Here is a 14861-nt window from a genome sequence, read left to right on the forward strand (position 1 = left end):
ACATGGACGATATTTGGATTAAAAATGAAGATCGAGAAGAAGCTTTGTCGCAACTCTCTGAGAGAATCATGGATGTATATATTACACAAGCCAAGGTTTTCCCTCTGATGATAAACGATAAGAAAAAAACTGAAAGCTATCTTGATCAGATAGGCGCAATTTACCAAACGATACAAACAAGTATTCGTTTTTCACATTATCGTCGTGCTGCTCGGTATATCGTTTTATTGGACAGTTATATAAAACATAGTCCCTTCGGCGATAAGGTAAGATAAGTTGCGCAAATTGAAAAAGGTATAAAGAGAGACATGGTTTGCAGAACTCTGGTAGAATGAAGTCGCGACACACCATTCTGAAAGGAGACAGCAAACCATGTCCGAGAAAATTGTACAGCTAAACGAAGAAGTTATCAAGGGCCAGCTTAAGGAATTGGTTCGGGGCAGCGTGGAAGAAACGCTGAATGAGCTGCTGGAGCAGGAGGCGGAGAAACTGACCCAGGCTGCCCGCTACGAGCGCAATGAGGCCCGCCAGGGCTACCGCAGCGGCCACTATGACCGGAACCTTACCACCACCTCCGGAGATGTCACGCTCCATGTGCCCCGTCTTAAGGGCGTCTCTTTTGAAACGGCCATCATTGAGCGGTATCGCCGCCGGGAGAGCAGCGTGGAAGAAGCCCTCATCGAGATGTACCTGGCAGGCGTCTCTGTGCGCCGGGTAGAGGATATTACGGAAGCCCTGTGGGGCAGCAAGGTATCTCCGGCTACCATTAGTGAGTTGAACAAGAAAGCCTATATCCACATTGAGGATTGGCGGAACCGTCCTTTACAGGGCGGCAAGTATCCGTATGTCTATGTGGATGGCATCTATCTGCGGCGCAACTGGGGCGGAGAGTATGAAAATGTTGCGATTCTGGTAGCAATTGCGGTCAATGAGGACGGATACCGTGAGGTTTTGGGCGCTGCCGAGGGCATGAAAGAAGACAAGGCCAGTTGGGTGAATTTCTTTCAGTGGCTTAAAAACAGAGGATTGGACGGCGTGAAACTCATTGTTGGGGACAAGTGTCTGGGAATGCTGGAAGCCGTGGGAGAAGTGTTTCCTGACGCCAAATACCAGCGATGCACGGTCCATTTTTACCGTAATGTGTTTTCCGTTGTTCCTCGCTCCAAAGTAAAATTGGTGGCCAAGATGCTTAAAGCGATCCACGCCCAGGAAAGCAAGAAGGCCGCCCGTGAAAAGGCTAAAGCTGTGGTGGCTCAACTGAGGGAAATGAAGCTGAAAGAGGCCGCCAAGAAGGTAGAGGACAGTGTTGAGGAGACGCTGACTTACTGTGATTTTCCCTATGAGCACTGGACCCGGATTCGCACCAACAATGTGATTGAGCGGATGAACCGGGAGATCCGCCGCAGGACCCGTGTGGTGGGGACTTTCCCCGATGGAAACTCTGCCCTCATGCTGGTCTGCGCCCGACTGCGCCATGTGGCCGGCACCCAGTGGGGCAACAAAAAATACATGAATATGAAGCACTTAGAGGCGGCTCTGGAAGACGTCTCTATTGCTGGCTGACTTCATTCAGCCAGAATCTGCAAACAAATTTGCGCATAACTCTTGACGGCACCCCTTCGGCAGATAAAAGACAGTCAATTTATTTTTGACTCTTAACGGATTGCCCCCAAAGTATAGCCAGACAATTGGCAATACTTTGGGGGCAATCATATTTTATAGGTACTGCTGATAAGGCAGTAATGCTTCTTCGGCGCTCTTTAGGCGCCGGCTCAGCGCAGTATCCATTTGCAGCAACTTCGCGTTTTTCTTGATAATCTGATCATCCGGAGTGCCAAGACTGATGAAGCCACCGCCGAGAGACGGCAGAAGCAGGAACTTCTTCGGAGCCGTTTGGCCTGGGAATAGGACCGCCATATTATTCCCATCAATTTCAATTACTTCACTGGTGATTCTTCTTACCACTTGCAAAAGTTCACACAGCCGTCTGTTGCAGAAATGATTGGAACACCAAGTTCCCTTGGCTATATTTTGCGGAGGAAGATGTAAGCAATATCTCGCCCAAGAAATACAAGGGCATATGCCAAGGTCGAACGCTTTATACCAGAAACTGGGGCGGAAGGTGAACCCCCCCACCTCTGTAAATTGGAAAGTGTAATTGCAATTGCGATGACAGAATATGTCGTTCTTGGATGATATACTTCCATATGCATAGGACAAAATAACTTATGTGGAGGTACACAATGGATACATTAAGAATCAAAGGAAAAGAAATCCAATCTCTCAGCGACCTTCAGGAGAATTTCGATCTTGAAGAAGTAGTGACGGCATTCCTTGACTGTACGTTAGAACACTGGCTGTCAGACTGTTTCTATGATGAACAGGCAGAACATATATGCGAACTCGACCATTCCGATGGCTTTGAAGTGAGGATGGAGCTTTGCCGCATTTTAGGGATTGATTATGTTGCATCGGGCTTCTTGACTGAAGCGCAACAGGCCGAATATGAACGGAAATGTCATCTGATTCAACAGCATTCTGATGACCCAGAGCTGCTGAAACACGTTTTCGAAACCGCGACTAATCAGGCAGAACTGGCAGAGTTTCTGCGCGGTGGAAAGCGAAGGATCTATCTCTGCGGAGTCTCTTTCCAGATACCTATTCGCGTCAGCAACGTTCACTACATTGGGATAGGGTATCCCAAGATGGAGGCAGCATTTACTGAGGAGCAGTACAGACGAGCAGGCATCACCTTTGAGGGGATCGAACTGCCGACAACGATCTCTGAGAAAACAATTTCTATCGCAGAGCAGGCCGCTGCTGCCAATGGATATGACAACTTTGCAGACAGCCATAATCCTCTTTCCAGCAAACTTCACTTTGCAATGAAAGCCCGGCAGCTTTCAAAATACTTGTGGTTATCCTGGGACTCCAGCGTGGAGGGCGAGTTCTACCACTCAAAGTCCAGAGCTGAAAATGCCGTTCAGAGAGAAATCGATTCTGTCTATGATCAGGCCAATGACTTTTTTACACCAGGTAGCCAAACTTGCGCCTCAGCTGAATTAGCAGAGCGATATGCAGCCATCATTTCTGAAGGCTGTGGCAGTGTTGTGGAGAAGCTTGTACCGTGGTGTGGCGGAGACACTGTGCTTGAGGGAGCCTTTACAGAACTGGAGGAGCTGATTCGCCGTGCTAAGGACAACCTGCGCAAGCAGTTTGACCAGGAACTATATGACAGTTCTGATTACTACCGAATGTATAAGCGCAGCTATTTTCATGATCAGATTCGCATTGAAAGTCATGACTACAATGTTGATATGTTTGAAAGTGAACTTCTAAATGGGATTGCCCGCCTGCTCCATGACGAAACCGAGTATGAGATTCAAAATATGCACGAGGTCATGGTAGAACTTCAAGAGGATGTAAACTCCCATGCTAATACCTTCTTCTCTCGGGCATATGAAGCCTTTTGCGGTTATTGCGGTGAAATTGAAGCCATTGCGGAGACGATTGGTGCGTGCCTCTCTGAAGAAGCCTTAGATAAACTGGACCTTCAGCAGGACAAAATCGCCTCCTGAGTTGCTCAGCGATAGAGCTCCAACATATGCGAAATAGTGTCGCGCATCTCTGCCCGTATATGCTCTGGGCCGAGCACTTCCACACGCTCTCCCTGACTGAGCAGCCACATCACGATCCCTTTCCCAAAAACCTCGGCTTCAATGTCAAAGCTGTGTTCTTCCTGAGACAAGATTTTCGCGGTTGGAAGCCGATCCAGAATGGCATCCACGCTTTTTCCGGTATATCGGAAACGAATTCTCTCCAAGCTGCCTGCATACATAAACTGGACGCGCTTGCGGAACTCCCCCTCTTGGAAGCGGTTCGCATAAGGTAAAGTGAACCGCTCTTCCATTAGCTCGTAGGTGTCAATACGGTCGATTCTAAAAATCGCAGGATAGTCGTATTTGTGGATATATCGTCCATTGCTTTGCAGAACTACAATATAGGCATTGAGATAGAAGTAATACTCGGAAAATAAGATGGCCACAGGCTCCACAATACGGGTTACTGGCGTGGATTTGCCTCCTTGCCTGGTATAACTGATTTTCATCAGATGCCGCAGCTGAATGTCCTCTCCAATATCCCATAGCTTCTCTTGAAGCCCTGCGGGATGAGATACCTCAACATAGTGGAATTTTTCATTTGCCAGGAGGTCCGTGACCAATTTCATGTTTTTTGCGGGAACACATCCGGCAATGAGTTTATCCAGAACCTGGGACATTTCCTTTTTTGTAAAGGCCCGGCTCTCCAGCAGTATTTTGCTGACCGCCAAGATTTCGCTATTGGTCATGAGTGGGGACTGGTACCCGCTCATCAGGAAGCCTTTTCTCTGACGGTCATAGATGACCCGCCTGGTGTCGCCCGCATCGGCGACCGCACGTTCATCCAGAAAAGCGCGGATGTCATCTATATCGCGCTGAATAGACCGCTCATCCACACCGAACCGTCGTGACTCCTCGGCTTTATTGATGACCTTCCCTGCGCAGAGACGTTCATACAGATCCAATACACGAGCATTTTTTGACTGTTTATCTACCATCTTCGTTCCTCCACCCTATGTTTTCAGGTTCAGTATACGGTTATTTTAAGAAAATGTAAATTGTTTTATAGAGATGCCAATCATGAGTTTATTCCCTGTATACCGCATCTGCCCGAAATGTAAGCGTATTAATTCGTTCAATCCCGATGTGGGACGGTTATACTGTCCAACCTGCGGCCCTCTCACCACAAAGATTTTGCTGGACAGGCTTCTTAAAAGAAAGCGTAATGGTTTTATTTCTGCTTCTTACAAATCAGAGAGGCATGACACATTGTGTCATGCCTCTCTGTTATACTGTCATCGAAATCCCGAGAAAGGAGACATCGGAAATGGCGCATATAAATAGAATTTCAAGCAGAACTCATAAAAAATGGAGGTATTTCTTATTTGAATCTTGCAATTTCCGTTGACCAAAAGCAGTTGATGGACATACTGCTGAACGTGGGCACTGTTCGCCCTGTGTTCATTTGGGGGGCGCCCGGCATTGGCAAGTCCGCAATCGTGGAGCAGTTCGCGAATGACGTTGGCCTTGTGTGTGTTTCCCTGCTTGGCAGTCAGCTAGCGCCAGAGGACATTATCGGTGTACCCCAGATCCTGGACGGCCGCAGTGTATTCTGCCCGCCCAGAATGATTGCCAAAGATGAGCCCTATTGCTTGTTCTTGGATGAACTGAACGCCTGCTCCCTGGAGGTGCAGAAAGCCTTCTATTCCCTGATTCTGGAGCGACGTATTGGTGAGTACCACCTGCCTGAGGGCTCCATTGTCATCGGCGCTGGCAACCGTGCTCAGGACAACGCCATCACCCGGCCTATGTCCTCCGCACTTCTGAATCGGATGTTCCATGTGGAGATGACCGCCGATAGCCGCATCTGGCTTAAGTGGGCTGCGGAGCACGGTATTCACCGGTACGTTTACGACTACATCTGCAGTCGGCCCGACCACCTGTGGAGCCAGCCGCCCAAGACCGAAGAGCCCTTTTCCACCCCCAGAAGCTGGCATATGCTCAGCGATGCAATCAAAAGTTACGGAGATGACATCACGGATCGGGCGCTTTCCGTGCTTGCTAACGGCTGCCTAACACCTTCCCACGCCACCCATTTTCTGGCCTTTGTAAAGCAAATCCGAAATCAATTCTCGGTCAGCAAAATCATGCGTGGCCAGCAGCACTGGCCGGACAAGCCAGAGGATCGAGACGTGCTCTATTTCCTGGCCGAGAGTTTTCGGGCCAGGTTGGCGAAAGAGCTGCCCCCGAATCGGAGCGGACTGACAGGCGATTCCAAACTGCTTGCCGTGAACGCAAAAGCTCTCCTAACCGAACTTGCCGGCATCAGCCTTGAGATTGCCCAGATGGTGATTTCTTCCGATGATGGGAGTGCTACTCTGCCAGCGTGGTTCATCGTTGATGCCTCCCGCGAACTTCCTGCCCTGGCGCAGAGAAAGTCTGGTTGAGTCATGAGAGAGCACAGTAAGAAACGCGAAAAAGGGGGGCGGCAAAAACTGGCTCCACCTGCTTGGAAGCAGGCCGAGGCCAAGATTGCTAACGGCCCCCTATTCATGCTCTTGTATCACACCTGCATTCACTGCGATGATGACTACCCTATGTCAAGAGAGGACTGGGCATATGTCACCAGTACCGCAGGCATCTACCTCAACCCCAGGCGCACCGCATCGGTCGGAGAATGGGAGTATGTAATCAGCCACTGCCTGCTCCATTTGGGGTTCGGACATATCACGCAAGAGTGCAAAGATGACCCTCTCTGGAATGAGGCGTGCGACTATGTGGTGGCTAAATTCCTGAAGGACAGCCATATTGGTTTGCCTCCTCCGGAATTTCAGACCGAATTTTCATGCCCAGTCAAAGATGAGATACAGGTATACCAGTGGTTGAAAGAACACCCTGAATCCGCAATGAAGCACACCTTTTCAACCATGACTCGAAACCGGGCGGACATGCGATGGGAGCGAAACCCCGGAATTGATTTTACCGCTGTCTTTGGGCGCTCCCTTCAGGCCTCCATGAAGGACGCACTGCGAGTGTCTGCGGGCCTTCCCTCGCAGCGGATGAGCTGCATCTATACTGATAGCGTGAGTGAGGCACGAGATTGGTTTATCTCCAGCTACCCTCTGCTGGGTGCTTTAGCGGCCTCATTTCAAATCATTGATGACCGGGATACTGTAAAGCGAATGGGGGTCCAGGTGGCTGCCATCAGTCCCCAGCTTCAGGAGATTTACATCAATCCTCGTTGTAACTATACACAGATGGAGTGGCGCTTTATCCTAGCCCATGAATTCCTCCACGCGGCGCTGCGCCATGATGTGCGCTGTGACGGGCGTAACCAAGAGCTCTGGAACGTTGCCTGCGATTTCGTGGTGAATGGCTGGCTCGTGGAAATGTGTATCGGTGAAATGCCGGAAGGTGCCCTCTTTGACCCCAAACTCAATGGGCGATCTGTGGAGGACATTTATGATGAATTGAGCCAGGATATTCGGCGCTATACGGCGATGAATCCCAGGGATATGATTTATGGCGATGAGACGTGGTGGGATGGTTTGGACGGGACTCAGCGGGACGCTTTCTATCGGAACGCTCTCAAACAGGGCCTTACCTATCACGAGGAGCGTAGCCGAGGCTATCTGCCTGCCAGCCTCGTTGAGGAGATCCACGCCATCGACCGGCCGCCTATCCGGTGGGATGTCGAGTTAGCAAGGTGGTTTGATGAGCAGTTTACACCTCTGGAAGCACACAGAACCTATTCCCGCATGAGCCGACGCCAAAACTCCTGCCCGGACATTCCACGGCCTGCGTGGCATCGTCCAGAGGAGCCTGTTGAACAGAGGATCTTTGGTGTCCTGTTGGATACCTCTGGTTCTATGGAGCGCACCCTGCTGGCCGCTGCACTGGGTGCCATCGCAAGTTACAGTAGGGCCCGGGATGTAGAACACGTGCGGGTTGTGTTCTGTGACGCTACTGCGTACGACCAGGGCATCATGCGACCTGATGCGATTGCTGGAGTCGTAAAAGTCCGTGGCCGAGGAGGCACGGTTCTACAGCCGGGAATTGACCTTCTGGATGACGATCCAAAGTTCCCCGAGAACGCACCATTGCTGATCATCACAGACGGAGGTTGCGACCGGTTGAATCTACGTGGCAGAGAGCACGCTTACCTGATTCCGCATGGCTGTTACCTGCCGTTTATACCCAAGGGCCCTGTATTTCGATTGAAATGATTGCACCGGGCGGTCAATGGCCGCCCGGTGCAATCAAGAAAGGACATGATTTGATTACCATACAAAACTGCTTCAACACCGCAATCGTTTTCTCTGAGGAAATCGACCCAGGTGCTGCGGGCCTGCTCCGTGCACTCTGCGGAAGCCCTATTTCACAAAACAGCAAAATCCGCGTCATGCCCGACGTCCACGCCGGAAAGGGGTGCGCCGTGGGAATGACCATGACAATTTCCGACTGTGTGGCTCCCGGTCTGATTGGCCCGGACATCGGTTGCGGTATGACCGTGTTCAAGGTGGGTGGGAGACGCCCGGAGCTGCAGAAGCTCGATAAAACGATCCGCGAGGCGATCCCTGCCGGCTGTGGACTACGCACCAAAATACATCGATTTTCTGAGCAAATCGATTTGAAGACCCTAAATTGTTCCCGCCATATCCAGGAAGAAAAGGCTATGAGATGCATTGGGACGCTTGGCGGCGGCAATCACTTTATTGAACTGGACCAAAGCAGGGACGGCAGCTTTTGGCTGATTATCCACTCCGGGAGCCGCAATCTCGGCGCAGGGGTCGCGAACTTCTACCAGAAAGCTGCGTTCGACTCCTGCCCCGAAGGAACCCCGTACGAACTGGCCTATATGTCGGGCGCGCTCATGGCAGATTATCTGCACGATATAAAAATCGTGCAGGCCTATGCCGAACTGAACCGGCGGGCCATCGCTTCGGACATCGTCAAAAGAATGAAATGGGATGTGGAGCTTGCCTTCTCCACGGTCCACAATTATGTAGATGCGGATTGCATGGTCTTGCGCAAGGGCGCTGTATCCGCCAGGCAAGGAGAACAGCTTATTATCCCTATGAATATGCGTGACGGCTGTCTGCTCTGCGTAGGAAAGGGCAATCGGGAGTGGAATGAGTCAGCTCCCCATGGTGCCGGCAGACTGATGAGCCGTGCGGAGGCGCGGCAACGCTTTACGCTCTCCCAGTTCAAAAAAGAGATGGATGGAATTTACTCTTCCTCTCTGAGCCATGACACGATTGACGAGAGCCCTATGGCCTACAAACCCATGGAGCAGATTTTGGCGCAGATAGGACTCTCCGTGGAGATTAAGGAGCATATCCGCCCTGTCTACAACTTTAAGGCGTGTGAAAAGTGAGGTGAAGTATGATTTATCAAATCAGCGCGGGCCAGGGACCCTCTGAGTGCGAGCTTGGCGTCGCGAAGCTGCTCGCCTATCTCCAGTCCAACTTTGATGTATCTGTATTGGATACATCTCCAGGGTGGCGCGGAGGCACCTATCGGTCTGTGCGGCTCTATACTGAGGCGGATCTGTCTGATTTCATTGGTTCGGTCCGGTGGACCTGCCGCAGCCCTTATCGGCCGGAGCACAGGAGGAAAAACTGGTTCATTGACTTTAGTGTCTGCACAGTTGCCAAAGTGGAGAAGTTCGATTCCAGTCAAATTGCCTTTGACACTTTTCGAAGCAGCGGAAAGGGTGGGCAGAACGTCAATAAGGTCGAGTCTGGTGTCCGTGCAATCTACCTGCCAACGGGCCAGGCTGTGGTGTGTACTGAGGAGCGGAGTCAATATGCTAATAAGCGAAAGGCCCTTGCCCGACTTCAAACGGTCATTTGTGCGGAGAACTGCAATAAAAAGGCGGAGGAAAAGAATATCAATTGGCGCTATCATAGTCAGCTCGAGCGTGGGAATGCACATAAATGTTTTACCGGCATAGAGTTTATACCAACTTGAGCCATGTACCACAGGTTGCCTTTTTTCCTATTTTGTCGTAAAATGACTTATAAATTCAAATAGGATATTTTCGTTCAAGGGAAGCTATTACAAGGCGATCCAAATTTGCGCTTCCCAGAGCAAATAACCCAGAATATATGAACAGTGGAGTGTCGATACTTCCCGGATTTTTTACTATCCTTCACTTCGAACAGATTAAGAACTGAGGAGAGTCAATATGCCTTCGTTTGAAAATAGAAAACAAGATGTTGGCCTGGTCTTATCAGGTGGCGGTGGCAAAGGTGCCTATGAAATAGGTGTCTGGAAAGCCCTAGATGAGTATGGTGTAACTCCTAATATTGGCGCTATTTCTGGGACATCTGTTGGCGCATTAAATTCTGCTCTTTTTGCTCAACGAGATTTAGAACTCGCCCTTAATGTGTGGAGTACGATTTCCCCCGAAGCTGTCATGACTCTAAATAACTTGCAAGCAACTCAAAAACTGTCATCGGCTATATCAGACCTCTTAACCGGAACGCGGTTTTATGGCTTAGCACAATCGCTTTATCAGTGGATTACCAAGCGGTTTGCAGATCAAGGAGTGTTGAGCAAAAAAGGGTTGTCGTCACTTATTGACGAATCAATTGACCCTAATCGTCTTTGCAAGTTTCCTGGGCCAATCTTTGTAGCAGCATTTAAGATTTCATCCCAGTCTGTAAGATACTTCGACTTAAAAGAAAATGGAACTCTCGAAGGAATAAAAGAACGACTTTTGGCTAGTGCAAGCATCCCTGTCATTTTTGGAAAAACCTATATTGATGGAGAACTATACTGGGATGGCGGAATTCCTGGAATTGGGGATAATACGCCGGTAAGGCCTCTGTATGATATCGGGTATCGGAACCTCATTGTTATTCATCTAACTCGCGAAATGCCCGTAGACCGCAAGGTATTTCCCAATTGCAGTATTATTGAAATTATGCCACAACAAGATCTTGGCGGTTTAATTTCAGGCACTATGAACTTTCGATGCGAAAGCGCATTGGAGAATATCAATAGAGGATATAATGATGCTATAAGAGTACTTGAACCTCTCTTCAAAACGGGGCAGGCTTTGAACCGAATCCAATCTGCTTTCGAAAGAATAAACCAAGAACAGATAACATTTGCGGAACAAAACCAACTTCTGGAAGCAAAAATTGCGAACACCGGCAAAGATATAGACTCACTACTTGGAAATCTTAACAATGGGGGAAAACTCTGATGATTCTACAAGTGCCATATTATGACTACGATCTCAAGGTTTCAAAAAGTGATAAGGACGCGATTGAAGAACTTGTTGTTGCCAGTTTGGCGCAATTTAGAGGTCAAAAGAAAGAATTAGAAGAACTGACACTTGAATGTGTCTCTAATATATCTAATAGTTCTTCGATCTCATCAGAGTTATCGGAGCAAGGTTCGGTGAAGCGTTTCTTTGGTAATATCACTGGAAAAAATCGTAAACTTCGTGAGGCACTTTACCGTAGTACTGCCAATACACAATATGCTCAGCAACAGATTTTGGTGAAGCTGATTGAGCAAAACGCCACAGTTATGGATTTTCTTACGGCCATACATAAAGAAAATCATACCATCACGCTGGAAATCAAGCAGGGGCAGTTGGATACAAATAATCGTTTGCGACAGATGTGTCTTCATCTTATTGAGCACCGCGACGCAATTGTGCATCTCAATGAACAGAGTGAGCGCCTATCAAGTGAACTCGACCATGTACTATTTGTCTGTCCCAACTGCAAAGCGTACGTTACCCGAACTGCACGAATCTGTCACCAATGCGGCCATATCCTCAAAGGTGATGAGCATTCTCTATCGACCGCAGAAGGTAGAGCTTGCTTTTTGGCAGACTTAACTGAGTTATCCAATTCCGTTAAGGAGACACAGTCTATGAAAAATGTTGTTTCTCCCAGCAAATTAGACTGGTATCAAAGAAAAATCCGGCAAATTCGCTGTTACGTTGACAAAGTAGATTTTCCTGAAGAAATACGGAGAAGCATTCTCAGCAAATGCACGAGATTCGAACACAATCTCGAAAAGCAACATATTGAAGTAGCAATTGCCGGTACTGTAAAAGCAGGTAAATCTTCACTCATCAACGCTCTTTTAGATATGGAGTTTGCTACCGTGGACGCGACTCCAGAGACTTCGGTCCTCGCTAAATACCGTACTACCAGTGATGAAAACTATTTGAAGGTGCGTTTTTATTCAGAAAAAATGTGGCAAAAGGTGTGGAGGGAGGCTCAGCGGTCGTCCATTTATATCGAAGAGTACCAAGCACTAAGTGCTGACAGTGAGCGTTTCAAGTGGGTAGGGCAAACCGAGTACTGCAAATTCGGGATAGAAATTCCTGAATTGCAGGAAGAACTGAGCAAGTTTACTTCCTCAAAGTCACCCGCTCACTTTTTCGTTCGTGAGGTTGAGGTCGGAATTCACAGCGATCTTTTCCCCAATGATGTGTATCTTGTTGACACCCCCGGCCTCGATGATGTGGTTGAAACCCGTTCCAAAGTCACAAAGGAGTATCTTGACAAAGCCGATGCTGTCCTTGCTTGTATCAAGGAAAAAGATATTCATGAAGCATCAGAAACCAAGTTTGTGAGTCGTGTAATGGCAAATCGGAGTGAATGGGAATCTCTGTTCGTAATCGCAACACAGAAAGACTTGGATAAGCCATCTGACTACAAGAAAAATCGGGATTATTTTGTAGATAAAGTTCTCGATCCACTATTTAATCCAAATAGCGGGGAATCTATTTTTGCAAAACGAAGATACCGGCCAGAACAACAATTCTTTGGAATTTCCTCTCAACTTTATTCTCACTCTCTTGCCTATGAACAAGGTGAATTGCAGGGGGAGGATCTCCGAAAATACATTACTATGCTTTCTGACGCTGGTTTTGTCGATATTTTTAATTTTAATTTGTCCAGTATCGTTGAGCAGCTTGATGAAATCAAAGAGTATAGCGGTATCCCTCGCCTAAAAGATTGCTTGGAAAAGCGTCTTTTCAAGAGCACGCGACGCATCCTTTATGCAAGGATGAGCGAATCTTTTCAGGATTTTCTGAAGCAAATCCACGATATCGTTGAAGATAGAACAGAAGTATACAATGAAAGGCTTAAGTTGCTTGCAACTAAGGAATCCGAATTAAATGAACGGCGGCAGGCACTGGCCGATGTTGAGGAACTAACTATGAAGATCCAAGAATATATGGATAAGGTTCGGGGCGAAGTTGGGGGTGTCAAGTAATGGGCATTTTCAAGAGCCTGGGCAGAGCGCTCTCGAATGGAGCTAAGAAGATTGGTAATGCTTTAGGACGCGGAGTAGAGAAGATAGGACAAGTTGTCCATTCAAGAACAATTGAAAACGCAGGATTTAACCTACAAAGTGCCTGCAACTTTGGATATACATCATATAATAACAGTTCCTCTGTTTCACGAACTGTTGATGTTCATAAGGAACTTAACGCTGTTATCCAGAGCATCCAGCCCAGCGCTGCAACCAGCGAAGCAGAGCTGATCAAAATACTCACTACGGAAACGGGAGAAATACTAGACAACTTCATGGAGCTTACACCTTGCCCAGAATTAAGCAGGTTAAAAGAAAGCTATCTTTCTGATATTCAGAATCGACTGTCTGGTCAAGTTATGAAGCTGATCCAACCGAGACTTTCTTTGGACGATAAAGAATGCTTAAAAGTTTTAGAGATTTACGATGATACCGAGAGGAAACAAAAAGCCGAAGATTTCAAAGCGAAAGTCCTCTCTGAAGCTGAAAGCAAATTCAAATCACTTTGCTCCCAGATCAAGAGAGAATACTGTGAAAAAGCATTGAGTATCGCTGATGGAGTCCTAGCAAACGTCAAAAATGAGATCAAAAAGCAAAAAGAACTTCTTCAGCAGCTAACATTAGAGGTGACTGATGAAAAAGCTATTGATCTTGAACGTGAGAATGCCCTGATCATTTCAGAAAAACTTTCTATATTAAACACGATTGCTTTTGACTCTTAACGTACTGCCCCCAAAGTATTGCCAGACAATTGGCGATACTTTGGGGGCAATCATATTCATTGTAGGTACTGCCAATACGGCAGTAGAGCCTCTTCTGCGCTCTTTAGGCGCCGGCTCAGCGAAGTATCCATCTGTAGCAGCTTCGCATTTTCTTTGATGATTTGATCATCCGGGGTGCCAAGGCTGATAAAGCCACCTCCGAGAGAAGGCAAAAGCATGAATTTCTTCGGAGCCGATTGGCCCGGGAATTGGACGGCCATGTTCTGACCATCAATTTCAGTTACTTCACCCTGGCCGAAGCTTTTGTGAGAAACTGTATCCCCAATATGAAGATGATCCAGAACCAGCTGCCGGATTTTTTCAACCTTTTCATAATCGTCCCGGGCCTGGTCATAGGCACCCTTCAACTGTTCAGCTTTCTCAATGCGTTCACGGTATAGTTTCTTTTCCGCAGAGTTGGGATGCGAATAGGAAATACCGTCATAGAGATGGTAGACCTGTGATGAGTAAATCATGTCAAAAGCCAGCAGGTGAAGATTGGGATCATCATACAGATCCTTCTCCTCGTTTTCATAGCGGCTTGCATTTGTGGCCATGAGCGCAGGGCTCTGACGCATTGCCTCAACAAGCTCATCGCACATCCGGTAATAGATGTCCAGTTTGAAATTCGCGCCGGCACCCCAGTCTTCAAGGAACTCCACACAGTCGGCGAACTCGTGGGCCTCGGTGGACTTGAATAGGTAGTTGGACTCTGGATCATGGAAGAACAGATACGACATCACAGACCGCTGATCATTGGTGTAGCGCCAGCTTCCTGGAGCATATTTCTCCTTCAGCTCCTCGCTCTTTGCGATGAAGGCAGATACCTTCTGCTGCCGAATCGTCAAGTCGCCATCGTCGTCAGCGAAAAGATCACGGAACATTGTGCGGACGGTCTCCGGTTCCTCGCGGGCATAGGCGATAAGAGCATAGAAGGGCTGCTGAAATTGGCTGTCGATCAGATTGGAAGTTATGCGCCATGCTTCTGTAAGCATTCCAGCCAGGTCAGGCGCATCCAGGTTAAAGATATCCTGATACTGCTTCACGATCTCCCATTTATAGTTTTCATTGAGCTCAGGATTGTTGATGTACTCGAATTTATCTATGTAATGAGCAAACAGCTGCTGTAAGCGAGAAGCATTCATCACATCTCCACCATTCAGTAAAAGGTAAGGCTATTATAGAATGAATTGCGCTTCTTGAAAAG

General features: G+C 48.0%; 13 protein-coding genes. 10 read left to right on the plus strand and 3 right to left on the minus strand.

Annotated features, from left to right (window positions below; genetic code table 11):
• Positions 1-2 precede the first annotated feature (2 nt).
• Complete coding sequence (locus tag H6B31_RS00450) at positions 3-275, plus strand: hypothetical protein (RefSeq protein WP_204896709.1); 273 nt, start codon at positions 3-5, stop codon at positions 273-275.
• A 97-nt stretch (positions 276-372) separates the two neighbouring features.
• Positions 373-1563, plus strand: coding sequence for an IS256 family transposase (locus H6B31_RS00455; protein WP_111996144.1), 1191 nt, complete (start codon positions 373-375; stop codon positions 1561-1563).
• 153 nt (positions 1564-1716) lie between these two features.
• On the opposite strand, the gene H6B31_RS00460 is transcribed toward H6B31_RS00455, so the two are convergent.
• Positions 1717-1971 (minus strand): hypothetical protein, encoded by a 255-nt coding sequence (locus H6B31_RS00460; RefSeq protein ID WP_204896710.1) that lies wholly within the window; start codon positions 1969-1971, stop codon positions 1717-1719.
• 272 nt (positions 1972-2243) lie between these two features.
• Here H6B31_RS00460 and H6B31_RS00465 point away from each other — a divergent pair, with 272 nt between their 5' ends.
• Entirely contained in the window at positions 2244-3578 is a 1335-nt protein-coding gene (locus tag H6B31_RS00465) for a hypothetical protein (RefSeq protein ID WP_204896711.1), read from the plus strand.
• A 5-nt stretch (positions 3579-3583) separates the two neighbouring features.
• On the opposite strand, the gene H6B31_RS00470 is transcribed toward H6B31_RS00465, so the two are convergent.
• Positions 3584-4597, minus strand: a complete 1014-nt coding sequence (locus H6B31_RS00470; protein WP_204896712.1) for a helix-turn-helix transcriptional regulator — start codon at positions 4595-4597, stop codon at positions 3584-3586.
• A 387-nt stretch (positions 4598-4984) separates the two neighbouring features.
• On the opposite strand from H6B31_RS00470, the gene H6B31_RS00475 reads away from it, so the two are divergent.
• The 7 genes from H6B31_RS00475 (at position 4985) to H6B31_RS00505 (ending at position 13615) form a co-directional block, all read left to right on the plus strand.
• Positions 4985-6046, plus strand: a complete 1062-nt coding sequence (locus tag H6B31_RS00475) for an AAA family ATPase (RefSeq protein ID WP_204896713.1) — start codon at positions 4985-4987, stop codon at positions 6044-6046.
• Positions 6047-6049: 3 nt separating this feature from the next.
• Positions 6050-7825 (plus strand): vWA domain-containing protein, encoded by a 1776-nt coding sequence (locus tag H6B31_RS00480; RefSeq protein ID WP_204896714.1) that lies wholly within the window; start codon positions 6050-6052, stop codon positions 7823-7825.
• 50 nt (positions 7826-7875) lie between these two features.
• Positions 7876-8976 (plus strand): RtcB family protein, encoded by a 1101-nt coding sequence (locus tag H6B31_RS00485; RefSeq protein WP_243418777.1) that lies wholly within the window; start codon positions 7876-7878, stop codon positions 8974-8976.
• A gap of 8 nt (positions 8977-8984) precedes the next feature.
• A complete protein-coding gene (gene prfH, locus H6B31_RS00490) occupies positions 8985-9572 on the plus strand; it encodes a peptide chain release factor H (protein ID WP_204896716.1) in 588 nt (195 codons plus the stop codon).
• Positions 9573-9789: 217 nt separating this feature from the next.
• Entirely contained in the window at positions 9790-10815 is a 1026-nt protein-coding gene (locus H6B31_RS00495) for a patatin-like phospholipase family protein (RefSeq protein WP_204896717.1), read from the plus strand.
• A complete protein-coding gene (locus H6B31_RS00500) occupies positions 10815-12854 on the plus strand; it encodes a dynamin family protein (RefSeq protein WP_204896718.1) in 2040 nt (679 codons plus the stop codon). The genes H6B31_RS00495 and H6B31_RS00500 overlap by 1 nt, the downstream gene beginning before the upstream one ends.
• Complete coding sequence (locus H6B31_RS00505; protein WP_204896719.1) at positions 12854-13615, plus strand: hypothetical protein; 762 nt, start codon at positions 12854-12856, stop codon at positions 13613-13615. Before H6B31_RS00500 ends, H6B31_RS00505 begins: the two co-directional genes overlap by 1 nt.
• Positions 13616-13671: 56 nt before the next feature.
• Here H6B31_RS00505 and H6B31_RS00510 read toward each other — a convergent pair whose 3' ends face one another.
• Positions 13672-14799, minus strand: coding sequence for a hypothetical protein (locus H6B31_RS00510; protein WP_204896720.1), 1128 nt, complete (start codon positions 14797-14799; stop codon positions 13672-13674).
• Between the last annotated feature and the right edge of the window lie 62 nt (positions 14800-14861).

This window comes from Pseudoflavonifractor capillosus (assembly GCF_016899775.1).
GTDB lineage: Bacteria > Bacillota > Clostridia > Oscillospirales > Oscillospiraceae > Lawsonibacter.

Bases quoted from the DNA above. Each gene is read 5' to 3' on its own strand.
- H6B31_RS00450 (WP_204896709.1), top strand. From the start codon at position 3: ATGGACGATATTTGGATTAAAAATGAAGATCGAGAAGAAGCTTTGTCG.
- H6B31_RS00455 (WP_111996144.1), top strand. From the start codon at position 373: ATGTCCGAGAAAATTGTACAGCTAAACGAAGAAGTTATCAAGGGCCAG.
- H6B31_RS00465 (WP_204896711.1), top strand. From the start codon at position 2,244: ATGGATACATTAAGAATCAAAGGAAAAGAAATCCAATCTCTCAGCGAC.
- H6B31_RS00470 (WP_204896712.1), bottom strand. From the start codon at position 4,597: ATGGTAGATAAACAGTCAAAAAATGCTCGTGTATTGGATCTGTATGAA.
- H6B31_RS00480 (WP_204896714.1), top strand. From the start codon at position 6,050: ATGAGAGAGCACAGTAAGAAACGCGAAAAAGGGGGGCGGCAAAAACTG.
- prfH (WP_204896716.1), top strand. From the start codon at position 8,985: ATGATTTATCAAATCAGCGCGGGCCAGGGACCCTCTGAGTGCGAGCTT.
- H6B31_RS00495 (WP_204896717.1), top strand. From the start codon at position 9,790: ATGCCTTCGTTTGAAAATAGAAAACAAGATGTTGGCCTGGTCTTATCA.
- H6B31_RS00500 (WP_204896718.1), top strand. From the start codon at position 10,815: ATGATTCTACAAGTGCCATATTATGACTACGATCTCAAGGTTTCAAAA.
- H6B31_RS00505 (WP_204896719.1), top strand. From the start codon at position 12,854: ATGGGCATTTTCAAGAGCCTGGGCAGAGCGCTCTCGAATGGAGCTAAG.
- H6B31_RS00510 (WP_204896720.1), bottom strand. From the start codon at position 14,799: ATGAATGCTTCTCGCTTACAGCAGCTGTTTGCTCATTACATAGATAAA.